Below are 15809 nucleotides of genomic sequence, written 5' to 3'. Positions count from 1 at the left end.
TCAGTTCCGCGTGCGCGCCAGATAGACGTCGTAGCTCTCGTCCGAGACGACGCCGGGGCCGATGCTCGACACCGGCGACGTGCGCCGGCCCGCGTGCGCACTGCCGAGGAACACGACGGAGGCGTCGTGTGCGATCGCTTTCCGGCGGATGATCTTGGCGATCTTCGCCGACGGCGGCCGTGACTCCGTGCGGACGACCTCGAACGTCGCCTGGGGCGCGATGTCGGCGACCTCCGCTTCGAGTCGGGACTGCACGTCGTCGGCCGCGACCGTCTCGTCGGTCCACCCCTTCATCTCGGCGTAGTGTCGCCCCGACGGAATGACCGTCAGTGCGATGATCTCCTCGTCGCTCGCGAAATCGGTAGCCCGTTCGAGCGCGGCTTTCGACAGTTCCGAGCCGTCGTACGGAACGAGAAATACCATATCCCCGATACGAGCGCCGCAGTATATACGAACCGTCCTTTCGCGGCGGCGTCGCCGTCACAGGCTCGTGATTTATGATCCGGTCGGACCAACCGTCGATATGGCCGATCGCATCCTGCGCGTCACCGCGTACACCACCTTCGACCTGCTCGACGGCCGCGTCGAGGGCCACGACTTCGAGGAGGAGGCACCCGCAGTGCTGAACGTCACCGCGCCGAGGAAGAACCCCGACCACGTGGAACTCCAACTGGAGATGGACAACACGCAACTCTCGGAGCTTCGACCCCACGCCGATCACGTCACGCTGTCGGCAACAGAGGCGCGCGAACTCGCCTCGGAACTGGAGGAGTACGCCCAGCAAGTCGAGGGCGCACAGTCCGAGTGACGAGCCGGGGAAATACCCCTACCAACTATGTGGGTCGGCATCGAACCCCGTGCTATCGATGGAGCCCGCAGGGAATCCGGCGTCACGTGAACTGGGATTTTGTCCCTGCTGTGGCTATCAGACGCTGCCGGAGGATCAACCGGGGTCCTACGAGGTCTGCCCGGTGTGTGACTGGATCGACGACCCGGTCCAGTTCCACAACCTGTCCTACGTCGGCGACACCAACCACGTCTCGCTCAGCGACGCCCGCGCCAACTTCGAAGCGCACGGGGCCTGCACGCCCGACGCCGTCCCGGACACGCGCGAGCCAGCCGACGACGAGGATCGAGACCCCAACTGGCCGTACCCCGAGGAGTGAGGCCGACGGCGTACGCCCGACTTTCGGGCTGTTCATCGCGGCGTATTCGAAACGCTTCCGACGACAGTCTCGCGTGGTGGCAGGAAGGCCACCGTTACGAGTCGGCTGGTCACGGGTAGGATAGTGTGAGCCCGGTAAACGGTTTCCCCGATTTATTCCTGTCTCTGTGGATGTACGGGCTGATGACACGGCACGCACTAACTGCGGTACTGGTCGTCGCGGTCGTCGCCGTCTCGGGTCCGGCGATGGCGGCCAGCGCGACGACTGACGGCACGGAGACGGGGGCAGCCGACGCCGAGACGGTCGTGGTCAGGAACGCGCAGGTACAGACGCTCCAGTTGAACGACTCGACGGTCGAGAACGTGACGATCAGAGTCCTCCGGATCGACCGGATGACGGTCCAGAACCAGACTGACGGCCAACTGAACGAGACGCTCGGCGCTGAGGGCGAGGGGCCGATCGTCCTCCGGAACGTCCACTTCCGGAACCTCTCGCTCGACGATGCGTCGGCGACGGGGATCAGCGCGGCCGGCGACGCCGAAGTCGGCTCGAACGTCGGGAACGTCAGCAGTGCGGTCATCGGAGAGATGACCGTCGACCACCTCGTCGTCCAGCAGTCGAACGTGTCCGACGGCGGCGGCGGGATCATCAGCGGGATCATCGACCGCATCCGCGGACTCTTCGGCGGCGATGAGCAGGCCGGCAACGAAACTGCCGTCCAGCCCGACCTGCGCGTCGGGAGCGTCGACGTGAGCCAGCTCACCGTCGACCAGCTCGACGTCGCGCAGGTCGAGGAGGTCGAACCGGGCGAGATGGCCGGCAACGAGACGGCTGCCAACGAGACGGCCGGTGAGGCAAACGAGACCGGCGGCGGGATGGCACCCGCGGCAGGTGACGCGGCCGCGGCCGACCAGGCCACTATCGGGCAGATCACGGTCGAGAACGCCACGATCGGGACCCTCTCGGCGGACGCGATGGTCTACCAGCGGTCCGAGCAGGCCGCCGGGAACGAAACCGGGGCGCCAGCCGGGAACGAGACGGAGGCACCGGGCTGACAGGAGCCGGTAGTCCGGTTCGCGTCCACTGAGCGGTTCCACAGGGTCGGCACGGTCGGCTGGCGGTGAGCCGCCGGTGGCTTTCTGTGGGGGGACGACGAACACAGGGGCATGAGCGACGCGTGGACGGCAGCGGACCTCCCAGATCTGACCGGGAAGACGGTGATCGTGACCGGCGCGAACAGCGGACTCGGGTTCGAGGCCACCAAACAGTTCGCGGCCAGCGGCGCGACCGTCGTGGTAGCCTGCCGGAGCACCGAGCGCGGCGAGAGCGCCGCCGACGAGATCAGGGGCACGATCCACCGCGCCGAACTCGACGTGCGGGAACTGGACCTGGCGGCCCTCTCGTCGGTCGAATCGTTCGCCGACGACTTCCTCGCCGACTACGACGAGTTGCACGTCCTCTGTAACAACGCCGGGGTGATGGCGATTCCACGCCAGGAGACGGCCGACGGCTTCGAGATGCAGTTCGGCGTCAACCACCTCGGCCACTTCGCGCTGACCGGCCACCTCATCGACGTCCTCATCGAGACGCCGAGCTACTCCCGGGTCGTCACTCAGAGCAGCGGGCTCCACGAGCGCGGCGACGTCGACTTTAGCGACCTGCAGCACGAGGACGAGTACGACAAGTGGGACGCCTACGCCCAGAGCAAGCTGGCGAACCTCCTCTTTGCCTTCGAGCTCGACACGCGACTGACCCACGCCGGCGTCGAGAACGTCATGAGCCTCGGCTGTCACCCCGGCTACGCCGACACGAACCTCCAGCGGCGCGGTCCCGAACAGGCCGGGTCCACGCTTCGGCTCTGGCTGATGAAAGCGGCCAACGCGCTCCTCGCACAGGACGCCGAGCAGGGCGCGCTCCCGATGCTGTACGCCGCGACGGCGTCCGACATCGCCAGCGGCGAGTACGTGGGACCGAGCGGGTTCATGAACATGCGCGGCTCGCCGGCGCCGGACACCGCCAGTCGCGAGGCGCGTGACCGCGACCGCGCTCGCCGCCTCTGGACGCGGTCCGAGGAGTTGACTGGGGTCTCGTTCGGGCTCAAGGAAGCGGCGACGCCGCTGGACTGATACGGACTGCTGTAAGTCATTTCCGTATCGACCGTCCGAAGGCGGGCGGTCGGAGCGGTAAACAGTTACAGCAAACCGTATGAGTGTCGGCGCAGCCGAACGGGGACCTTTCACGCAGGACGTTGTACCCTGCGGGCATGCAGCGCGACCGGACGGACTACCTCGCGGCGGAACTCGAACAGGTTGCGGCTGAACTGCGCGAGGGGGAGGCCAGACTCCACGGCTACCGCATCGACCGCGACCCCGAGGAGCGAGAGCGGGGCGCGATCACGTACACCGGTGGCTGGCTGGAGTTCGAGTTCGAACACCCCGAGGGCTGGTTCGAACCGGAGAGCGCCTAGGGCCAGGACACCAGATCGGTCAGCACCGCGACTGCCACGAGCGCGGCCGTGACGTGCATGATCGCGAGGACCGTGACGCCGAGCGTGGTCGCACCGGGAAGCGTGGGCGCGTAGGTTACGTCCGGGATCAGCGACAGCACGAGGACGACCGCCGCGATGCCGGTGAACAGCCGGTCGGGCTCGGCCCGGAACCGCGCCAGCACGCCGTAAACGACCGTCGCCCCGACGACGCCGAGGGCGGTGAACAGGACGACCGGCCCGGTCGAGAGCGGGTCCAGAGTCGGCGCGACGCCTGCAGCGTCGGCCGCGACCACGATCGCGACGTTGACCAGTACTGCGAGTCCCAGTGCGATTCCGCCGCGGCGCGCGAGGCTCCCGACACCAGCCGTCGAGGAAACGTCACCGGTCTCGGTTTGTGCGTCCATACCATAGTTGGACCAGCGAGCCAGAAATAGTTAGTTGCGCTCGGTCAGCGCCGTTCGGAGTTCGTCGGCGTCGACGCGGTACTTGAATTTCGGTCGGTCGTCGACGAGCACGTACGGGACGCGCTCGCCGTACTCCTCGCGGAGCGCCGGGTCCTCGTCGACGTCCACGACCTCGACGTCGACCGGTGTCGACACGTCCTCGGCCACGGCGCGGATCGTCTCGAGTGCCTCGTCGCAGAGGTGGCAGTTCTCGCGAGAGTAGACTGTGACGGCCGGCATTGGCGGGGACTCGGACCGCCACGAGTATCAATGTCGCGCAGTCGACCGGTCAGCCGTCGAGCGCCGCGTGCAACTCGTCGATCGTCTCGACGGTGAGGTCGGGAGCCGGACCGAATCGCTCCCAGGGGTCGCCTTTCCTGTCGAGCCGGACGCCCTGCATACCGGCGTGCTGTGCGCCCTGGACGTCGAACCAGAGGGCGCTCACGTGGGCGATCTCGTCGACCGGCGTTCCGGTCCGCTCCGCGGCGTGCTCGTACAGTTCGACGCTCGGTTTGAACGTCTGCAGCTCGTCGGCGCTGATGACGCCGGTGAGCAGGTCGTCGATTCCGCAGTGGTCGACCATCGACTCGAGCATCTCGGGGTTCCCGTTCGAGAGCACGTAGCAGTCGTAGCCGGCCTCGGTGAGTCCGTCGATGCCGTCCCGGACGTCCTCGAAGACGTCGAGTTCGTGGTAGGCGGCCAGGATCTCGTCCCGCGTCTCGGGATCGAGGTCGATTCCCTCGACGTCGAGCGCGTGCTGGAGCGCCTTGCGATTGACCTCGTAGAACGGCTCGTACTCGTCGAGGTGGTTCGCCACCATCGTGTATTCGAGCGAGCGGGTCCGCCAGTGAGCGGACACCGGTTCCGGGTCGTCGACGCGGTCGGCGAGCGCGCGTTCGACGGCATCGACGTCGACCAGCGTGCTGTAGGAATCGAACGTGACTGTCGTGACGCGATCGGGGTCGAACGCCATACGGGCCCGCACGGTGGGCAGGCAGTAAACTCCCACCGGTTGGCTCACCCAGCGCCCGCCTCAGTACTCGGGCGGTACGTACAGATTCAGCGTCTCCAAGGGGTCGGTGCCGTCGTTTTCGATCTCGTGTGTTTCGCCGGCTTCGATGCAGAGCAGGTCTCCCCGCTCGAGTGCCACGTCTCGTCCGTCCACGGTGGCGTGACCCGACCCCGAGACGACGAACAGCCACTGATCGCTGTCCCGGTGGGCGTTCGTCGGCCCACCCGTGGACTGGCCGGGCGAGAGCGTCATCGCGGCCGCCTGGGCGGTGTCTGTCTCGGCGAGGACGTCGAACCAGCGGTCGGTCGCCAGTCGCGTTCGCTTCATGGCCGGTCGTTCGGGTTCCCGCTGGATTGCTGTTGCGCCCGCGATCGTTCTTCTTTCTGTCGCTGTGGGGTACAATTAAGCCGGTCGAACCGAATTGTACCGGTACACGATGGTGGGGAACACGTCTGTCCGGGGGAGTGGGAACTGTGACGGCTGCTGACCGATCGTTACCGGTCCGGCTGCTGCTCCGACTCGTCACGGCCGTCGTCGCCGTGGTCGGACTCGAAGTCGTCGGGCTGGGGCTGTACCTGGCTCTCCTCAAGCCGCACGTGCTGGACACGCTCCTCGGTGCTCCGACCGAGTTCGAGATGAAGATGCTCGTCGCGAACAACGGCGACGTCGTGTTGCTCGCGACCCTCCTGGTCGTCATCGGACTCGCCTTCGCGGTCCGCAGTAGCACGCCCGTCGCGTCCACTCCCGATGGGTCTGCCAGCCCGTCCGACCAGTCGGCCGGCGCCAGTGCCGACGAGGACGGGGGCTTCACGTTCGGCGACGGCAACTGATCGGAACCGTTCGCTGCCGCACCTGGCCGTTCTCGTCACCGACTCTTCTCGCTCACCCCCGGCGTCTCACGAGCCCCGGGGTACTGACCCGTCGGCGTCTGACCGCCGCTGACGTGCTCAGCTCGACGCTCCAGTCCATTGTATGATATTGGGAAATCGTGGCAATACTAATGCCCCTCCGCTCCGTAGCATCGGGTATGCGCGCAGTCTTAGCCACCGACTTGTCGGACGCGATCGAGGCGGCGATCACCTCTCAGCCGTGCCTGGAGTGTCTCGGTCGCTACGGGATCGACGAGATCGACCTGATCACCGTCACCAGTCCGAACGTCACCACCGGGATTCCGGGGAACAACCTCGGGAAACAGACGAAACGAGGGATGGAACGACAGAAAGAACACCTGGAGGAGGAGGGGTTCACGGTCGAGACCCACGTGATGCGAGGGACGCCCCACCGTCGGATCAACGGGCTGGCCGACCGGGTCAACGCGGACCTCATCATCGTCGGGTCCCGGGGGAAGAGCCCGCTCAAGCAGCGGTTCATCGGCGGCACCGTGCGGAACGTGGCCCGGACGGCCGTCCGGCCGCTGCTGGTCCAGCGAATCGTCGAAGCCGACGACGAACACGAGGTCGCGAACGAACACCTGTTCAAACGGATCTTGTACGCGACGGACTTTTCCGAGAACGCAGACCACGCGTTCGACCAGTTCCACAACCTCAAGACCGCGACCGAGGAGGCGCTGTTGGTCCACGTGGCGCCGCCGGAGCGCCGGCCGAACGCCGAGGGCGCCGCCGACCCGCAGGAACGGCTCGACGAACTGGCGGCCAAATTGAGCGAGATGGGGATCGACGCGCAGACGAGCGTCCGCGAGGGCGTCGCCGCCGACGAGATCCTGGCGGCAGAGGACGAGTTCGACCCGACGACGATTCTCATGGGTTCGCGCGGACAGAGCCCGATGCGGCGGCTGTTGCTCGGGAGCGTCTCTGAGACGGTGACTGCCCGCGCCGACAGCAACGTCCTGTTGGTGCCGCCGTCGCGAGTGCGCTGACGTCGGTCCCCGGCACCGGGGTCAACACTCGACGTTGGCACCCAGGTCCGGTGCGCGCGCGTCGTACCGGTCGTCTCGGAGTTCGGTGGCGAACCCCTCGCAGTCGTCGCCGTGGTTCACCAGAATTTCTGCGTCCTCGTAACTCGCCAGGAACGCGCGCAGGCCGTCGTGGTCGGCGTGGGCCGAGAAGTCGTAGCGTTCGACCTGGGCGCTGACGGGCATCACGCGGCCGTCGATTTCGGCACTGCCGGTCTCTATGAGTTCTCGTCCGGGCGTCCCCTCGACCTGGTAGCCGGTGAACGCGATCTTGTTGACCGGGAGCGTCCTGATCTCGGGAACGTACGTCATCGCGGGGCCGCCCGAGAGCATCCCCGAGGTCGTGACGATGACCGTGTTGTCGGCCGCGATGCGCCTGCGCTGGCCGTCGCGGCCGGTGACGAAGCGGGCGTTCGATTTCGCCCGCTTGAGCGCGTCGGCGTCCCGGAGAAAGTCCGGATACTGACGAACCAGTCGGGTGACCTCCTTCCCCATCCCGTCGACGTAGCAGTCGACGTCGTGGGCGGCACACACCATGAGCATCTCCTGGGTCCGTCCGATCGCGAACGCGGGGACGACGACGGTGCCGCCCTCCCAGACCGTCGATCGAACGCTCTGGGTGAACCGCTCCTCGACGGCCGCGCGGTCGTCGTGCTCCACGTCGGCGTACGTCGACTCGCAGACGACGACGTCGGCGTCGGGGCGGGCGGTGCTTCCCGCAACCAGTCGCTGATCGTCGGTGTGGAAGTCCGCGGTGTAGAACAGGCGGGTCTCCCCGTCGTCCACGAGCACGTGCGCACTGCCCGGAATGTGGCCCGCGTTGTAGAAGGTGATCTCGTGGCCGGCGGCCGCGAACGTCTCCCGGTAGCCGTGCGTGGTCGAGACCTCCGAGAGTCGCATGAGGTCGTTCTCGGTGAACGGACACTGGGGCGTGCCGCCGTGGAGTTTGAGCGTGTCGCGCGCGAGCACTCGGGTCAGGTCCCGGGTTGGCGGCGTCCAGTGGATCTCGGGGCGGGACTGGCCCGAGACGAGCGTGGGGAGCGCGCCCGCGTGGTCGAGGTGGCCGTGGGAGACGACGACGGCCTCGGGGTCGACGTCGCCGACGGGGTACTGCGGCGGGTTCTCGGGGGCCATCCCGTAATCCAGGAGGAGGGAGTCGTTGACGAGGATGGCACTCCGGCCGACCTCGCGGGCGCCACCGAGGAACTCGACGTCCATTAGCGATCGGTAGCCTCGCTGGCCCTTTCCGTTGCTCGGTTCGACCGACGGGTTGTCACTCGGTCACAAGTTCAAACGAGGGTTGCAGCCTCCCCGGGGATTATGGTGTCGGCCGTCGAACAGCCACGTGACCCGACTGGTCCCCTGTTCAATATATGCCGCTCGCTGATGTCTTCGCGTCCCCTCTCGGGCTCGCAGCGCTGGTGGGTGTGGTGCCACTGCTGCTACTGTACCTCATCCAGCCGGACCCGCGGGAACTGGCGTTGCCGACGGTCCAGTTCCTCCAGTCAGACCCGGACGAGGGCGGCTCGAACCCGGTGTTCGAACGGCTGCGACGGAACCTCCTCCTGTTCCTCCAGCTGCTCGTGATCAGTTTGCTCGCCGTCGCGCTGGCCGCCCCGTACGTGACGGTCACGCAGGCTGCCAGCGCACAGCCGACGGTGCTGGTCGTCGACGCCTCCGCCAGCATGGCGACCGACACCGGCGACGGTACGCGGTTCGCCAAAGCGGTCGCGGCGGCCAAACAGTCGGTCGGCACGCCGACGACCGTCGTCGTCGCCGGGGCGACCACGCGCGTCCCGGCCGAGAGAGTGAGTCCGGGCGACGCGAAAACGTCCCTCGACGACCTCGCCGTCACGGACGCACCGGGCGACCTCCGGGGGGCGATCAGCCGTGCGACGGCGCTCGCGGGGTCGGAGAGTCGCATTGTGGTGTTCAGCGACTTCGCCGGCGACGGCGGGGACTGGCAGGGCGCCGTCCAGACGGCGCGCGCGTCGGGACTGGACGTCTCGCTCCGTCAGTTCGCCGGCGGTGGCGACGAGAACGTCGGGATCGTCGACCGGCAGTTCGGCTCCCAGCGGGTCACCGTCTCGGTCGCCAACACCGGCGAGACTGCGGCCGAGCGCACCCTCTCGCTCGCCGGCCGCTCGCGCTCGCTCTCGCTCGAACCCGGCGACGTCCAGTCTGTGACGTTCCCGCTGCCGACCCAGAGCGCGACGGCGAGGCTCTCGCCGGGCGACTCGTTCCCGACAGACGACGTCGCGCACGTGACCGTCCCGGCGCAACGAACGGTCGACACCCTGCTGATAACCAACGGCGACAACCGCAATCTCCGGACCGCGCTCGACGTGATTCCCACAGTCGACCTCACGGTTCGCCGGCCGCCGGCCTCCGTTGCCGGCAGCTACGACGTGGTGGTGTTCGCGGACGTCGATTCCGACCGCGTGCTCGGCTCGACGAAGGAACTGGCCCGCAAGACGGTCGCCGACGGCGGCGGCCTCGTCGTGCAGGGCCAGGCGGACGTGGGGCGGGTCGGCTACGGGTCGCTGCTGCCGGTGAACCCGCAGTCGGTTCGCAACACGACGGGCGAAACCGCGGCCACCGACCACGAGCTCACGAACGGCTTCGACTTCCCGACGCCCGACGAGCACCTGGGTGCCAGCACCGCCCGGGCGGACGCGCTCGTGACCGTCGGCGACGGGTCGCCGCTGCTCGCGACGGCCCGCCGATCGGGCGGGCGCGTCCTCTACTACGGGTACCTCCCGAACCAGACCGCGTTCCGGTACAGCTACCGCTATCCGGTGTTCTGGAAAGGCGCGATCCACTGGGCCGCCGACCGCCCGTCCGCTGACGAGTTGAACTACCGGACCGGCACGACGCTGCAGTTGCCGAACCGGACGACGGTCGAGACGCCCGGGGGCACCCGGACGGCGGCCGCGGTCCGACTCGACGCCGTCGGCACGTACCGGACGCCCGACCGGCGGGCGAGCGCCAGCCTGCTGTCGGCGAGCGAGTCGAACCTGACTGCGCCCGCGCCCGACGTGGCCGGCGGCAACGTCACTACCAGCGGCGCCGCGTCCGAGCCCGTTCGACAGGACCTGACGCCGCTGGTTTTGCTCGTCGCCGTCCTGCTGGTGCTGGGCGAACTCGGCTTCCTCCGCTATCGAGGTGATCTCTGATGGCCGTCGAGACCACCGTCGCCGGCGTTCGCGCGGGACTCCAGCATCCGCTCGCGCTCGTCGCGCTCCCGGTCGTTGCCCTGCTGGTGGGCTGGCTGTTTCGCCGCCGCGGTGAGGGGACGACGTTCGCGGGGCGCACCCGGCTGCTGGTGTTCGCTTCCCGGGCGCTCGTCGTCGTCCTGCTGGTGGTGGCCGCGGCCGGGCCGTACACGCTTGCGACGGCGTCGGTGTCTGGCGACCCGCAGGTGACGATGCTCGTCGACCGCTCGGCCAGCATGGCGACGACGGACGCCGCTCCCGGGGAACTCGCCGCTGCGATCGAGGACCGCGGCGTCGAGGTCCGCACCCGACGAGTCGGCTCGGAGCGGCGCTCGCCGGTCGGCGACGCGGTCTCGGGGGCGCTCTCGACCAACGGGAGCGTTCTGGTCGTCTCGGACGGCCGCGTCACCGACGGGCGCTCGCTGGAAGCGGCGGCCGGCATCGCCGAGCAGGTCAACGCGTCGATTCACACCGTCAACCTCTCGACGACGACCACCGAGCGAGCCGTCTCCGTCCACGGGCCGGCCAAGACCAGCACGGGCGTCGCGAACACGTTCAGCGCCGTCGTCCGCGGCGTCGAACTGCACGACTCCGTCCAGCTGACGGTCACCGTGGACGGCCAGGAGGTCATCAGCGAGCGGGTCGACGGCGGTGGCGGCGTCGAGTTCAGGCACAACTTCACGTCGACCGGGAGCCATCGCATCACGGCGCGGATCACGGGCGAGGACGTCCACGACCGCAACGACGTGTTCCGGAAGACGGTCCGGGTCGTCGACCCGCCGAAGATCCTCTACGTCGCCCGCGGCGAGTACCCCCTCGGCGGGTTCCTGGAGAACGTCTACGAGGTCGACCGCGCGCGGCAGATCCCGAACGATCTCTCGGGGTACTACGCCGTGGTCGTCCAGGACGTGGCCGCCAGGGACCTCGGGAACGTGAGCGCGCTCCAGCGCGCGGTCATCGACGGGACCGGCCTCGTCACGGTCGGCGGCGAGAACGCCTTCGAGTACGGTAACTACCGCCAGTCGTTGCTGACGGAGATGCTGCCGGTCACCATCGGCGAAGGCGGTCGCACCTCGCGCGTCGTCATCGCCGTCGACATCTCTGGGAGTACGAAGGGGTCGCTGTCCGTCCAGCAGTCGCTGGCGCTGGACGTGCTGGACCAACTGGGCGACCGCAACCAGGTGGGCCTCGTCGCGTTCAATCGGAACGTCTACCGCATCGCCGACCTGTCGGTGCTGGGGAGCTCCCGCGAGTCGCTGTCCCGGCAGGTCCGCCGCCTGCAGAGCAGCGGTGGCACGGACGTCAGCGCCGGGATCGAGGGCGCGACCGAGATGCTCGGCGGTGGCGGCGGGACGGTCATCCTCCTCACCGACGGTCGCGCACAGGTCGGGGACGCCAGGGGTGCCGCCGCGGAGGCCGCCCAGGACGGCGTGCAGGTCATCCCGATCGGCGTCGGGACGAACGTCGCCGACGACCACCTGACGTCGGTCGCCGACGCCGGTGACGGCACGTACCTCCGGGCCGACGAGACCAACCGGCTGCGCATCCTCTTCGGCGGCGAGACCCGGGAGTACCGGGGCGGCGGGCTCACCGTCGTCGACGGCTCCCACTTCATCACGAGCGGCGTCCAGTTCGAGGCGACGCCCGACCGAACCCACGCCGTCGCCGCCGCCGACCGCGCTGACTTCCTCGTCGCCGGTCCGACGGGCAACCCCGTCATCTCGGCCTGGCGGTACGGGCTCGGCCGCACGGTCGCGATCACCGCCTACGACGGCGACGGCACGCTCGGGGGGCTGCTCTCGGCCCCGGACTCCGTCGGCGTGACGAAGTCGGTGAACTGGGCCATCGGCGACCCCGAGCGGCTCGAAACGGGCGTCACCGACGTCACCGACGCTCGCGTCGGCACGCCCGTCACGGTGACCTACGAGGGGGCTACCCGACCGGCGGCCAAGGGCGTCCAGTTCGCCCAGACCGGCGACGGGCAGTACGAGGCGACGTTCGTACCCGGGCAACCGGGGTACGGGTCGATCCTCGGCGCGGAGTACGCCGTGAACTACCCCAGGGAGTACGCTGCCTACGGGCAGTCGGCGTCGCTCCGGGACGCCGTCGGGACGACCGGGGGCCGGGTCTTCGAACCGACCGAGGCGGCCGCCATCGCCGAGCAGGTTCGCCGGGACGCGACCGGGGTTCGGACGGTCACCCGCGAGTGGACGTGGCTCGTCCTCCTGGGCGCGCTCCTCCTGTACCTCCTCGAAGTCAGCGCTCGCAGACTCCACCGCATCAAATCATGACGCTCATCGGAACCAGACTCAACACCGTGCTCGTCGTCCTCGTCGGCCTGTCGGTCGTCGGCACCGCCGGTGCGACCGTCTACTACGAGTCGTCGGTCGAGGACGTCAGCGGGCGAGAACAGACGTTGCGCACGGAGAACGAACGGCTCGAACAGCGACTCGCGACGACTCGCGCGCAACTCAACCGGACGGAGGCGAAACTCCAGCGCATCAACGACAGCCTGACGACCCGACAGACCGACATTCGCAACCTCACGACCCGACTCAACGAGACCGAGACCGAACTGAAACGGACGAAAGACGCCCTCTCACAGGCGCGAACCCGGATTTCGGATCTCCGTACCGAGAGGAACACCCTCTCCGAGCAGGTGTCGTCGTTACGTGACGAGAACCAGGACCTGCAGGACGACGTCGAGCGCCTCGAATCCCGCAACGAGAACCTCGACGAACGGAACGAGGAACTGCTCGACGAGAACTCGGCTCTGGAAACGGCCGTGAACAGGCAGGAGCGGCTGCTCAACGAGAAAAACGAGACGATCTCCGGACTGGAAAACGAGAACGACGACCAGCGGATGGACATCCGGACGCTGTGCAGGAACGAGAACGTGACAGACAGTGACGTCTGCAGGGAGTACGGCTATGACTGACCAGCGTGAGACGATCCAGGAGGCGATCCGGGAGATCCGCCGCGAGGGGTACAAGGCCGCCGGCATGCACGCCGTCGTGGACGCCGTGGCCGTGTTCCTGCTCGTCAACCTCGGCGTGCTCGTTGCCGGCGTTTCCCTGCCGCCGGTCGGTCCCATCGACGGGTCGACGGTGCTGGCCGCCGTCGTGGGCCTCCTCGCGTTCGGCGTCGAGTTCGGGCTTCGCGTCCACTACTACACCGTCGAGCGGTTCGAGGCGACCAATCCCGAGGTCGCCGAGGCGTTGCGGACGGCCCGCGACGCCGCCGAGGCCGCGGACGGCTCGCCGATGGCCGCGCGGCTGTACGACGACGTCATCGCGAAACTCAAGGGGACCAGCGCCGCCGGCTTCGTCGACACCCGCTGGCTCGGGGGGAGCGTCGTCGTGGTCCTGCTGGTCAGCGTCCTCACCATCCAGGCCGCAGTCGCCGGCATCTCCCTCGGACCTGCGGCCGGCCCGCCCGCCAACGAGACGGACGAGCGGACTCCCGGCGGTCCCGTCAGCAGCACGGACAACGGGGACTCCCGGCTCCAGGACGGCGACGACGTCCTCGGGGAGCCCAAGGACGTCGACCGCGGAGACGACGACCTGTCGACCAACATCTCGGCCGGCCGCGGCGGCCAGGAGGGCGACGAGGAACACGCCTACGACGACTCCGGCTTCGTGGCCGACACCGACCCCGTCGCGGCACAACGGGCTGGATACGACGCCGAACAGAACCTCGGCGACGCGGACCTCGTCCGCGAGTACAACCTGCGGCTCAACGCGCGTGATTCAGATGACTGAGAAGATAGATCAGGAGAAGGTCGACCGACTGCAGGACAGACTTCAGAACGCTCGCACCCAGGTGCGTCGGCGCCTCGTCGGCCAGGAGCACGTCCTCGATCAGGTGCTCGCCTGCTTGCTGGCCGACGGGAACGCCCTGCTCGAAAGCACGCCCGGGCTGGGGAAGACGATGCTCGTCCGGACCATCGCGGAAGTCACGGACTGCTCGTTTTCCCGCATCCAGAACACGCCGGACCTGATGCCCTCGGACATCACCGGCACGGAGATCATCCGCGACACGCGCGAGGGACGGGAGTTCACGTTCCAGCCCGGCCCCATCTTCGCGAACGTCGTGCTCGCCGACGAGATCAACCGCGCGACGCCCAAAACCCAGGCCGCACTGCTGGAGGCGATGCAGGAACGCCAGGTCACCGCCGGCGGGGAGACCCGCAAGCTCCCGGACCCCTTCTTCGTGCTGGCGACCCAGAACCCGGTCGAACAGGAGGGCGTCTACCCCCTGCCGGAAGCCCAGAAGGACCGCTTCCTGGCGAAAGTGCTCGTCGACTACCCCGACGCCGAGGCCGAGCGGGAGATCGTCGACCGCTACACCGGCCAGGTCGACGACGACATCCCCGTCGAGCAGGCGCTGTCCACCGAGGATCTGCTCGTGGCCCAGGAACTCGTCAGGCAGATCCCCATCGCCGAGGACCTCCGGGACCGGGTGGTCGATCTGGTGCGGGCGACCCGCGACTCCGATCTGCTCGACTACGGTGCCAGTCCCCGCGCGAGCATGGGCCTGGTCGTGCTGGCGAAGGCCCGCGCGTTCATGATCGGGCGCACGCACGTCGCCAGCGAGGACATCGAGGCGATGGCGAAACCGGTCCTGCGCCACCGCGTCGTCGTGGACTTCCGGGCCGAACGCGACGGCGTGACTCCCGACGACGCCATCGAGCAACTGCTATGATCGAACCGGCCTTCCTGGACGAACTGGCGCGGTACGACGCCTCGCTCCAGCGGCGCGTCGAGACCGTCCAGCAGGGCCACCAGCGCTCGACCGACGTGGGCGAAGGGCTGACGTTCAGCGACCACCGCAACTACGCGCCCGGCGACGACACGCGCCTCATCGACTGGCGCGTCTACGCCCGCACCGAAGAGCTGTACATCAAGCAGTTCGAGGCCGAGCGCAACCTGACCGTCCACGTCCTCGTCGACGCCAGCGCGTCCATGGACTTCGGCGGCGACCGCGCCGAGGTCGGCACGCCCCACAAGTTCGAGTACGCGGCGAAACTCGGCCTGGGCTTCGCTTCGCTGGCCGCCGCCGAGCACAACGACTTCCGGGTGTCGCTCCTCTCGGAGACGTTCGACCGCCTGGACCGAAGCCGCACCTCTCAGGGCGAGGTCCTGCGACTCGTGGACGTGTTCAACGAGACCGAACCCGCGGCGGAGACGTACTTCCAGCGGGCCTGCGAGGACTACGCCGCCACCATCGACTCGAAGTCGCTCGTCCTCGTGGTCAGCGACTTCCTCGAAGACCCCGAGACGGTCGAAGCCGGCCTGAGCGCGCTCCAGCGCAACGATCTCGTTCTGGCCCACGTCATCGCGCCCGACGAGCTGGACCCGCCGGCCCGGGGCGATACGATCTTCCGCGATCCGGAGCGTGACACGAAGCTGCGGACCTACTTCGGCTCGCACGTCGAGCGCACGTATCGCGACCGCTTCCAGGAGCACCGCGACGAGATCGAAGCGATCGCCGATCGGCTGGCCGCTCGCTACGTGGCCGTCGACACCGGCGCGGACTTTTTCGACTCCTTCGGCGAGGTGTGGGTGGAGTGA

The 15809-nt window shown here is 68.3% G+C and carries 19 protein-coding genes; 13 read left to right on the top strand and 6 right to left on the bottom strand.

All coding sequences use genetic code 11. From position 1 onward, the window contains the following. Complete coding sequence (locus ACFR9U_RS13590) at positions 1-423, bottom strand: universal stress protein (protein WP_247380204.1); 423 nt, start codon at positions 421-423, stop codon at positions 1-3. A gap of 100 nt (positions 424-523) precedes the next feature. Between ACFR9U_RS13590 and ACFR9U_RS13585 the strand changes: the two genes are divergently transcribed. The 5 genes from ACFR9U_RS13585 (at position 524) to ACFR9U_RS13565 (ending at position 3633) form a co-directional block, all read left to right on the top strand. Then, positions 524-808: a DUF6360 family protein gene (locus ACFR9U_RS13585; protein WP_247380207.1), complete on the top strand. Its 285-nt coding sequence runs from the start codon at positions 524-526 to the stop codon at positions 806-808. 58 nt (positions 809-866) lie between these two features. After that, a complete protein-coding gene (locus ACFR9U_RS13580; protein WP_247380210.1) occupies positions 867-1166 on the top strand; it encodes a CPCC family cysteine-rich protein in 300 nt (99 codons plus the stop codon). 182 nt (positions 1167-1348) lie between these two features. Next, entirely contained in the window at positions 1349-2221 is an 873-nt protein-coding gene (locus ACFR9U_RS13575) for a hypothetical protein (protein ID WP_247380213.1), read from the top strand. 111 nt (positions 2222-2332) lie between these two features. Next, positions 2333-3292 carry an oxidoreductase gene (locus tag ACFR9U_RS13570; RefSeq protein ID WP_247380216.1) on the top strand — a complete coding sequence of 320 codons (960 nt, stop codon included), beginning with the start codon at positions 2333-2335 and terminating at the stop codon, positions 3290-3292. A 137-nt stretch (positions 3293-3429) separates the two neighbouring features. Further along, positions 3430-3633: a hypothetical protein gene (locus tag ACFR9U_RS13565; protein ID WP_247380219.1), complete on the top strand. Its 204-nt coding sequence runs from the start codon at positions 3430-3432 to the stop codon at positions 3631-3633. Here the strand turns inward: ACFR9U_RS13565 and ACFR9U_RS13560 are convergent. Genes ACFR9U_RS13560 through ACFR9U_RS13545 form a run of 4 tightly spaced genes read right to left on the bottom strand, consistent with a single transcriptional unit; the run spans position 3630 to position 5436 of the window. Next, positions 3630-4058 (bottom strand): DUF6069 family protein, encoded by a 429-nt coding sequence (locus ACFR9U_RS13560; RefSeq protein ID WP_247380221.1) that lies wholly within the window; start codon positions 4056-4058, stop codon positions 3630-3632. The genes ACFR9U_RS13565 and ACFR9U_RS13560 overlap by 4 nt on opposite strands. 30 nt (positions 4059-4088) lie before the next feature. Continuing rightward, positions 4089-4337 (bottom strand): glutaredoxin family protein, encoded by a 249-nt coding sequence (locus tag ACFR9U_RS13555; RefSeq protein ID WP_247380224.1) that lies wholly within the window; start codon positions 4335-4337, stop codon positions 4089-4091. A 49-nt stretch (positions 4338-4386) separates the two neighbouring features. After that, positions 4387-5070 (bottom strand): haloacid dehalogenase type II, encoded by a 684-nt coding sequence (locus ACFR9U_RS13550; RefSeq protein WP_247380229.1) that lies wholly within the window; start codon positions 5068-5070, stop codon positions 4387-4389. Positions 5071-5130: 60 nt separating this feature from the next. Next, positions 5131-5436: a cupin domain-containing protein gene (locus ACFR9U_RS13545; RefSeq protein ID WP_247380231.1), complete on the bottom strand. Its 306-nt coding sequence runs from the start codon at positions 5434-5436 to the stop codon at positions 5131-5133. 146 nt (positions 5437-5582) lie between these two features. On the opposite strand from ACFR9U_RS13545, the gene ACFR9U_RS13540 reads away from it, so the two are divergent. Together ACFR9U_RS13540 and ACFR9U_RS13535 are read left to right on the top strand one after the other, a co-directional pair. Further along, complete coding sequence (locus ACFR9U_RS13540) at positions 5583-5939, top strand: hypothetical protein (protein ID WP_247380234.1); 357 nt, start codon at positions 5583-5585, stop codon at positions 5937-5939. Between the two features lie 197 nt (positions 5940-6136). Further along, positions 6137-6985 carry a universal stress protein gene (locus tag ACFR9U_RS13535; RefSeq protein ID WP_247380236.1) on the top strand — a complete coding sequence of 283 codons (849 nt, stop codon included), beginning with the start codon at positions 6137-6139 and terminating at the stop codon, positions 6983-6985. A 21-nt stretch (positions 6986-7006) separates the two neighbouring features. Here the strand turns inward: ACFR9U_RS13535 and ACFR9U_RS13530 are convergent, their stop codons facing one another. After that, a complete protein-coding gene (locus ACFR9U_RS13530) occupies positions 7007-8239 on the bottom strand; it encodes an MBL fold metallo-hydrolase (RefSeq protein WP_247380238.1) in 1233 nt (410 codons plus the stop codon). A 155-nt stretch (positions 8240-8394) separates the two neighbouring features. On the opposite strand from ACFR9U_RS13530, the gene ACFR9U_RS13525 reads away from it, so the two are divergent. From ACFR9U_RS13525 to ACFR9U_RS13500, 6 genes are read left to right on the top strand one after another with little or no spacing between them, the layout of a single operon-like run. Beyond that, on the top strand, positions 8395-10197 hold the full coding sequence (locus ACFR9U_RS13525; RefSeq protein ID WP_247380240.1) for a DUF7408 domain-containing protein: 1803 nt from the start codon (positions 8395-8397) through the stop codon (positions 10195-10197). Further along, positions 10197-12527, top strand: a complete 2331-nt coding sequence (locus ACFR9U_RS13520; RefSeq protein ID WP_247380243.1) for a vWA domain-containing protein — start codon at positions 10197-10199, stop codon at positions 12525-12527. The genes ACFR9U_RS13525 and ACFR9U_RS13520 overlap by 1 nt, the downstream gene beginning before the upstream one ends. Next, positions 12524-13174 (top strand): hypothetical protein, encoded by a 651-nt coding sequence (locus tag ACFR9U_RS13515; protein ID WP_247380245.1) that lies wholly within the window; start codon positions 12524-12526, stop codon positions 13172-13174. Before ACFR9U_RS13520 ends, ACFR9U_RS13515 begins: the two co-directional genes overlap by 4 nt. Next, on the top strand, positions 13167-13997 hold the full coding sequence (locus ACFR9U_RS13510) for a DUF7502 family protein (RefSeq protein WP_247380249.1): 831 nt from the start codon (positions 13167-13169) through the stop codon (positions 13995-13997). The genes ACFR9U_RS13515 and ACFR9U_RS13510 overlap by 8 nt, the downstream gene beginning before the upstream one ends. Further along, positions 13990-14940 carry an AAA family ATPase gene (locus ACFR9U_RS13505; RefSeq protein WP_247380252.1) on the top strand — a complete coding sequence of 317 codons (951 nt, stop codon included), beginning with the start codon at positions 13990-13992 and terminating at the stop codon, positions 14938-14940. Before ACFR9U_RS13510 ends, ACFR9U_RS13505 begins: the two co-directional genes overlap by 8 nt. Beyond that, positions 14937-15809, top strand: coding sequence for a DUF58 domain-containing protein (locus ACFR9U_RS13500; RefSeq protein ID WP_247380255.1), 873 nt, complete (start codon positions 14937-14939; stop codon positions 15807-15809). Before ACFR9U_RS13505 ends, ACFR9U_RS13500 begins: the two co-directional genes overlap by 4 nt.

The sequence above is a fragment of the Halorientalis brevis genome (assembly GCF_042678165.1).
Taxonomy (GTDB): Archaea; Halobacteriota; Halobacteria; order Halobacteriales; family Haloarculaceae; genus Halorientalis; species Halorientalis brevis.
The sequence above is the reverse complement of the archived record's forward strand: the minus strand, read 5'-3'. Positions and strand labels throughout refer to the sequence as shown.

Bases quoted from the DNA above. Each gene is read 5' to 3' on its own strand.
- ACFR9U_RS13590 (WP_247380204.1), bottom strand. From the start codon at position 423: ATGGTATTTCTCGTTCCGTACGACGGCTCGGAACTGTCGAAAGCCGCG.
- ACFR9U_RS13585 (WP_247380207.1), top strand. From the start codon at position 524: ATGGCCGATCGCATCCTGCGCGTCACCGCGTACACCACCTTCGACCTG.
- ACFR9U_RS13580 (WP_247380210.1), top strand. From the start codon at position 867: ATGGAGCCCGCAGGGAATCCGGCGTCACGTGAACTGGGATTTTGTCCC.
- ACFR9U_RS13575 (WP_247380213.1), top strand. From the start codon at position 1,349: ATGACACGGCACGCACTAACTGCGGTACTGGTCGTCGCGGTCGTCGCC.
- ACFR9U_RS13570 (WP_247380216.1), top strand. From the start codon at position 2,333: ATGAGCGACGCGTGGACGGCAGCGGACCTCCCAGATCTGACCGGGAAG.
- ACFR9U_RS13565 (WP_247380219.1), top strand. From the start codon at position 3,430: ATGCAGCGCGACCGGACGGACTACCTCGCGGCGGAACTCGAACAGGTT.
- ACFR9U_RS13560 (WP_247380221.1), bottom strand. From the start codon at position 4,058: ATGGACGCACAAACCGAGACCGGTGACGTTTCCTCGACGGCTGGTGTC.
- ACFR9U_RS13555 (WP_247380224.1), bottom strand. From the start codon at position 4,337: ATGCCGGCCGTCACAGTCTACTCTCGCGAGAACTGCCACCTCTGCGAC.
- ACFR9U_RS13550 (WP_247380229.1), bottom strand. From the start codon at position 5,070: ATGGCGTTCGACCCCGATCGCGTCACGACAGTCACGTTCGATTCCTAC.
- ACFR9U_RS13545 (WP_247380231.1), bottom strand. From the start codon at position 5,436: ATGAAGCGAACGCGACTGGCGACCGACCGCTGGTTCGACGTCCTCGCC.
- ACFR9U_RS13535 (WP_247380236.1), top strand. From the start codon at position 6,137: ATGCGCGCAGTCTTAGCCACCGACTTGTCGGACGCGATCGAGGCGGCG.
- ACFR9U_RS13530 (WP_247380238.1), bottom strand. From the start codon at position 8,239: ATGGACGTCGAGTTCCTCGGTGGCGCCCGCGAGGTCGGCCGGAGTGCC.
- ACFR9U_RS13525 (WP_247380240.1), top strand. From the start codon at position 8,395: ATGCCGCTCGCTGATGTCTTCGCGTCCCCTCTCGGGCTCGCAGCGCTG.
- ACFR9U_RS13520 (WP_247380243.1), top strand. From the start codon at position 10,197: ATGGCCGTCGAGACCACCGTCGCCGGCGTTCGCGCGGGACTCCAGCAT.
- ACFR9U_RS13515 (WP_247380245.1), top strand. From the start codon at position 12,524: ATGACGCTCATCGGAACCAGACTCAACACCGTGCTCGTCGTCCTCGTC.
- ACFR9U_RS13510 (WP_247380249.1), top strand. From the start codon at position 13,167: ATGACTGACCAGCGTGAGACGATCCAGGAGGCGATCCGGGAGATCCGC.
- ACFR9U_RS13505 (WP_247380252.1), top strand. From the start codon at position 13,990: ATGACTGAGAAGATAGATCAGGAGAAGGTCGACCGACTGCAGGACAGA.
- ACFR9U_RS13500 (WP_247380255.1), top strand. From the start codon at position 14,937: ATGATCGAACCGGCCTTCCTGGACGAACTGGCGCGGTACGACGCCTCG.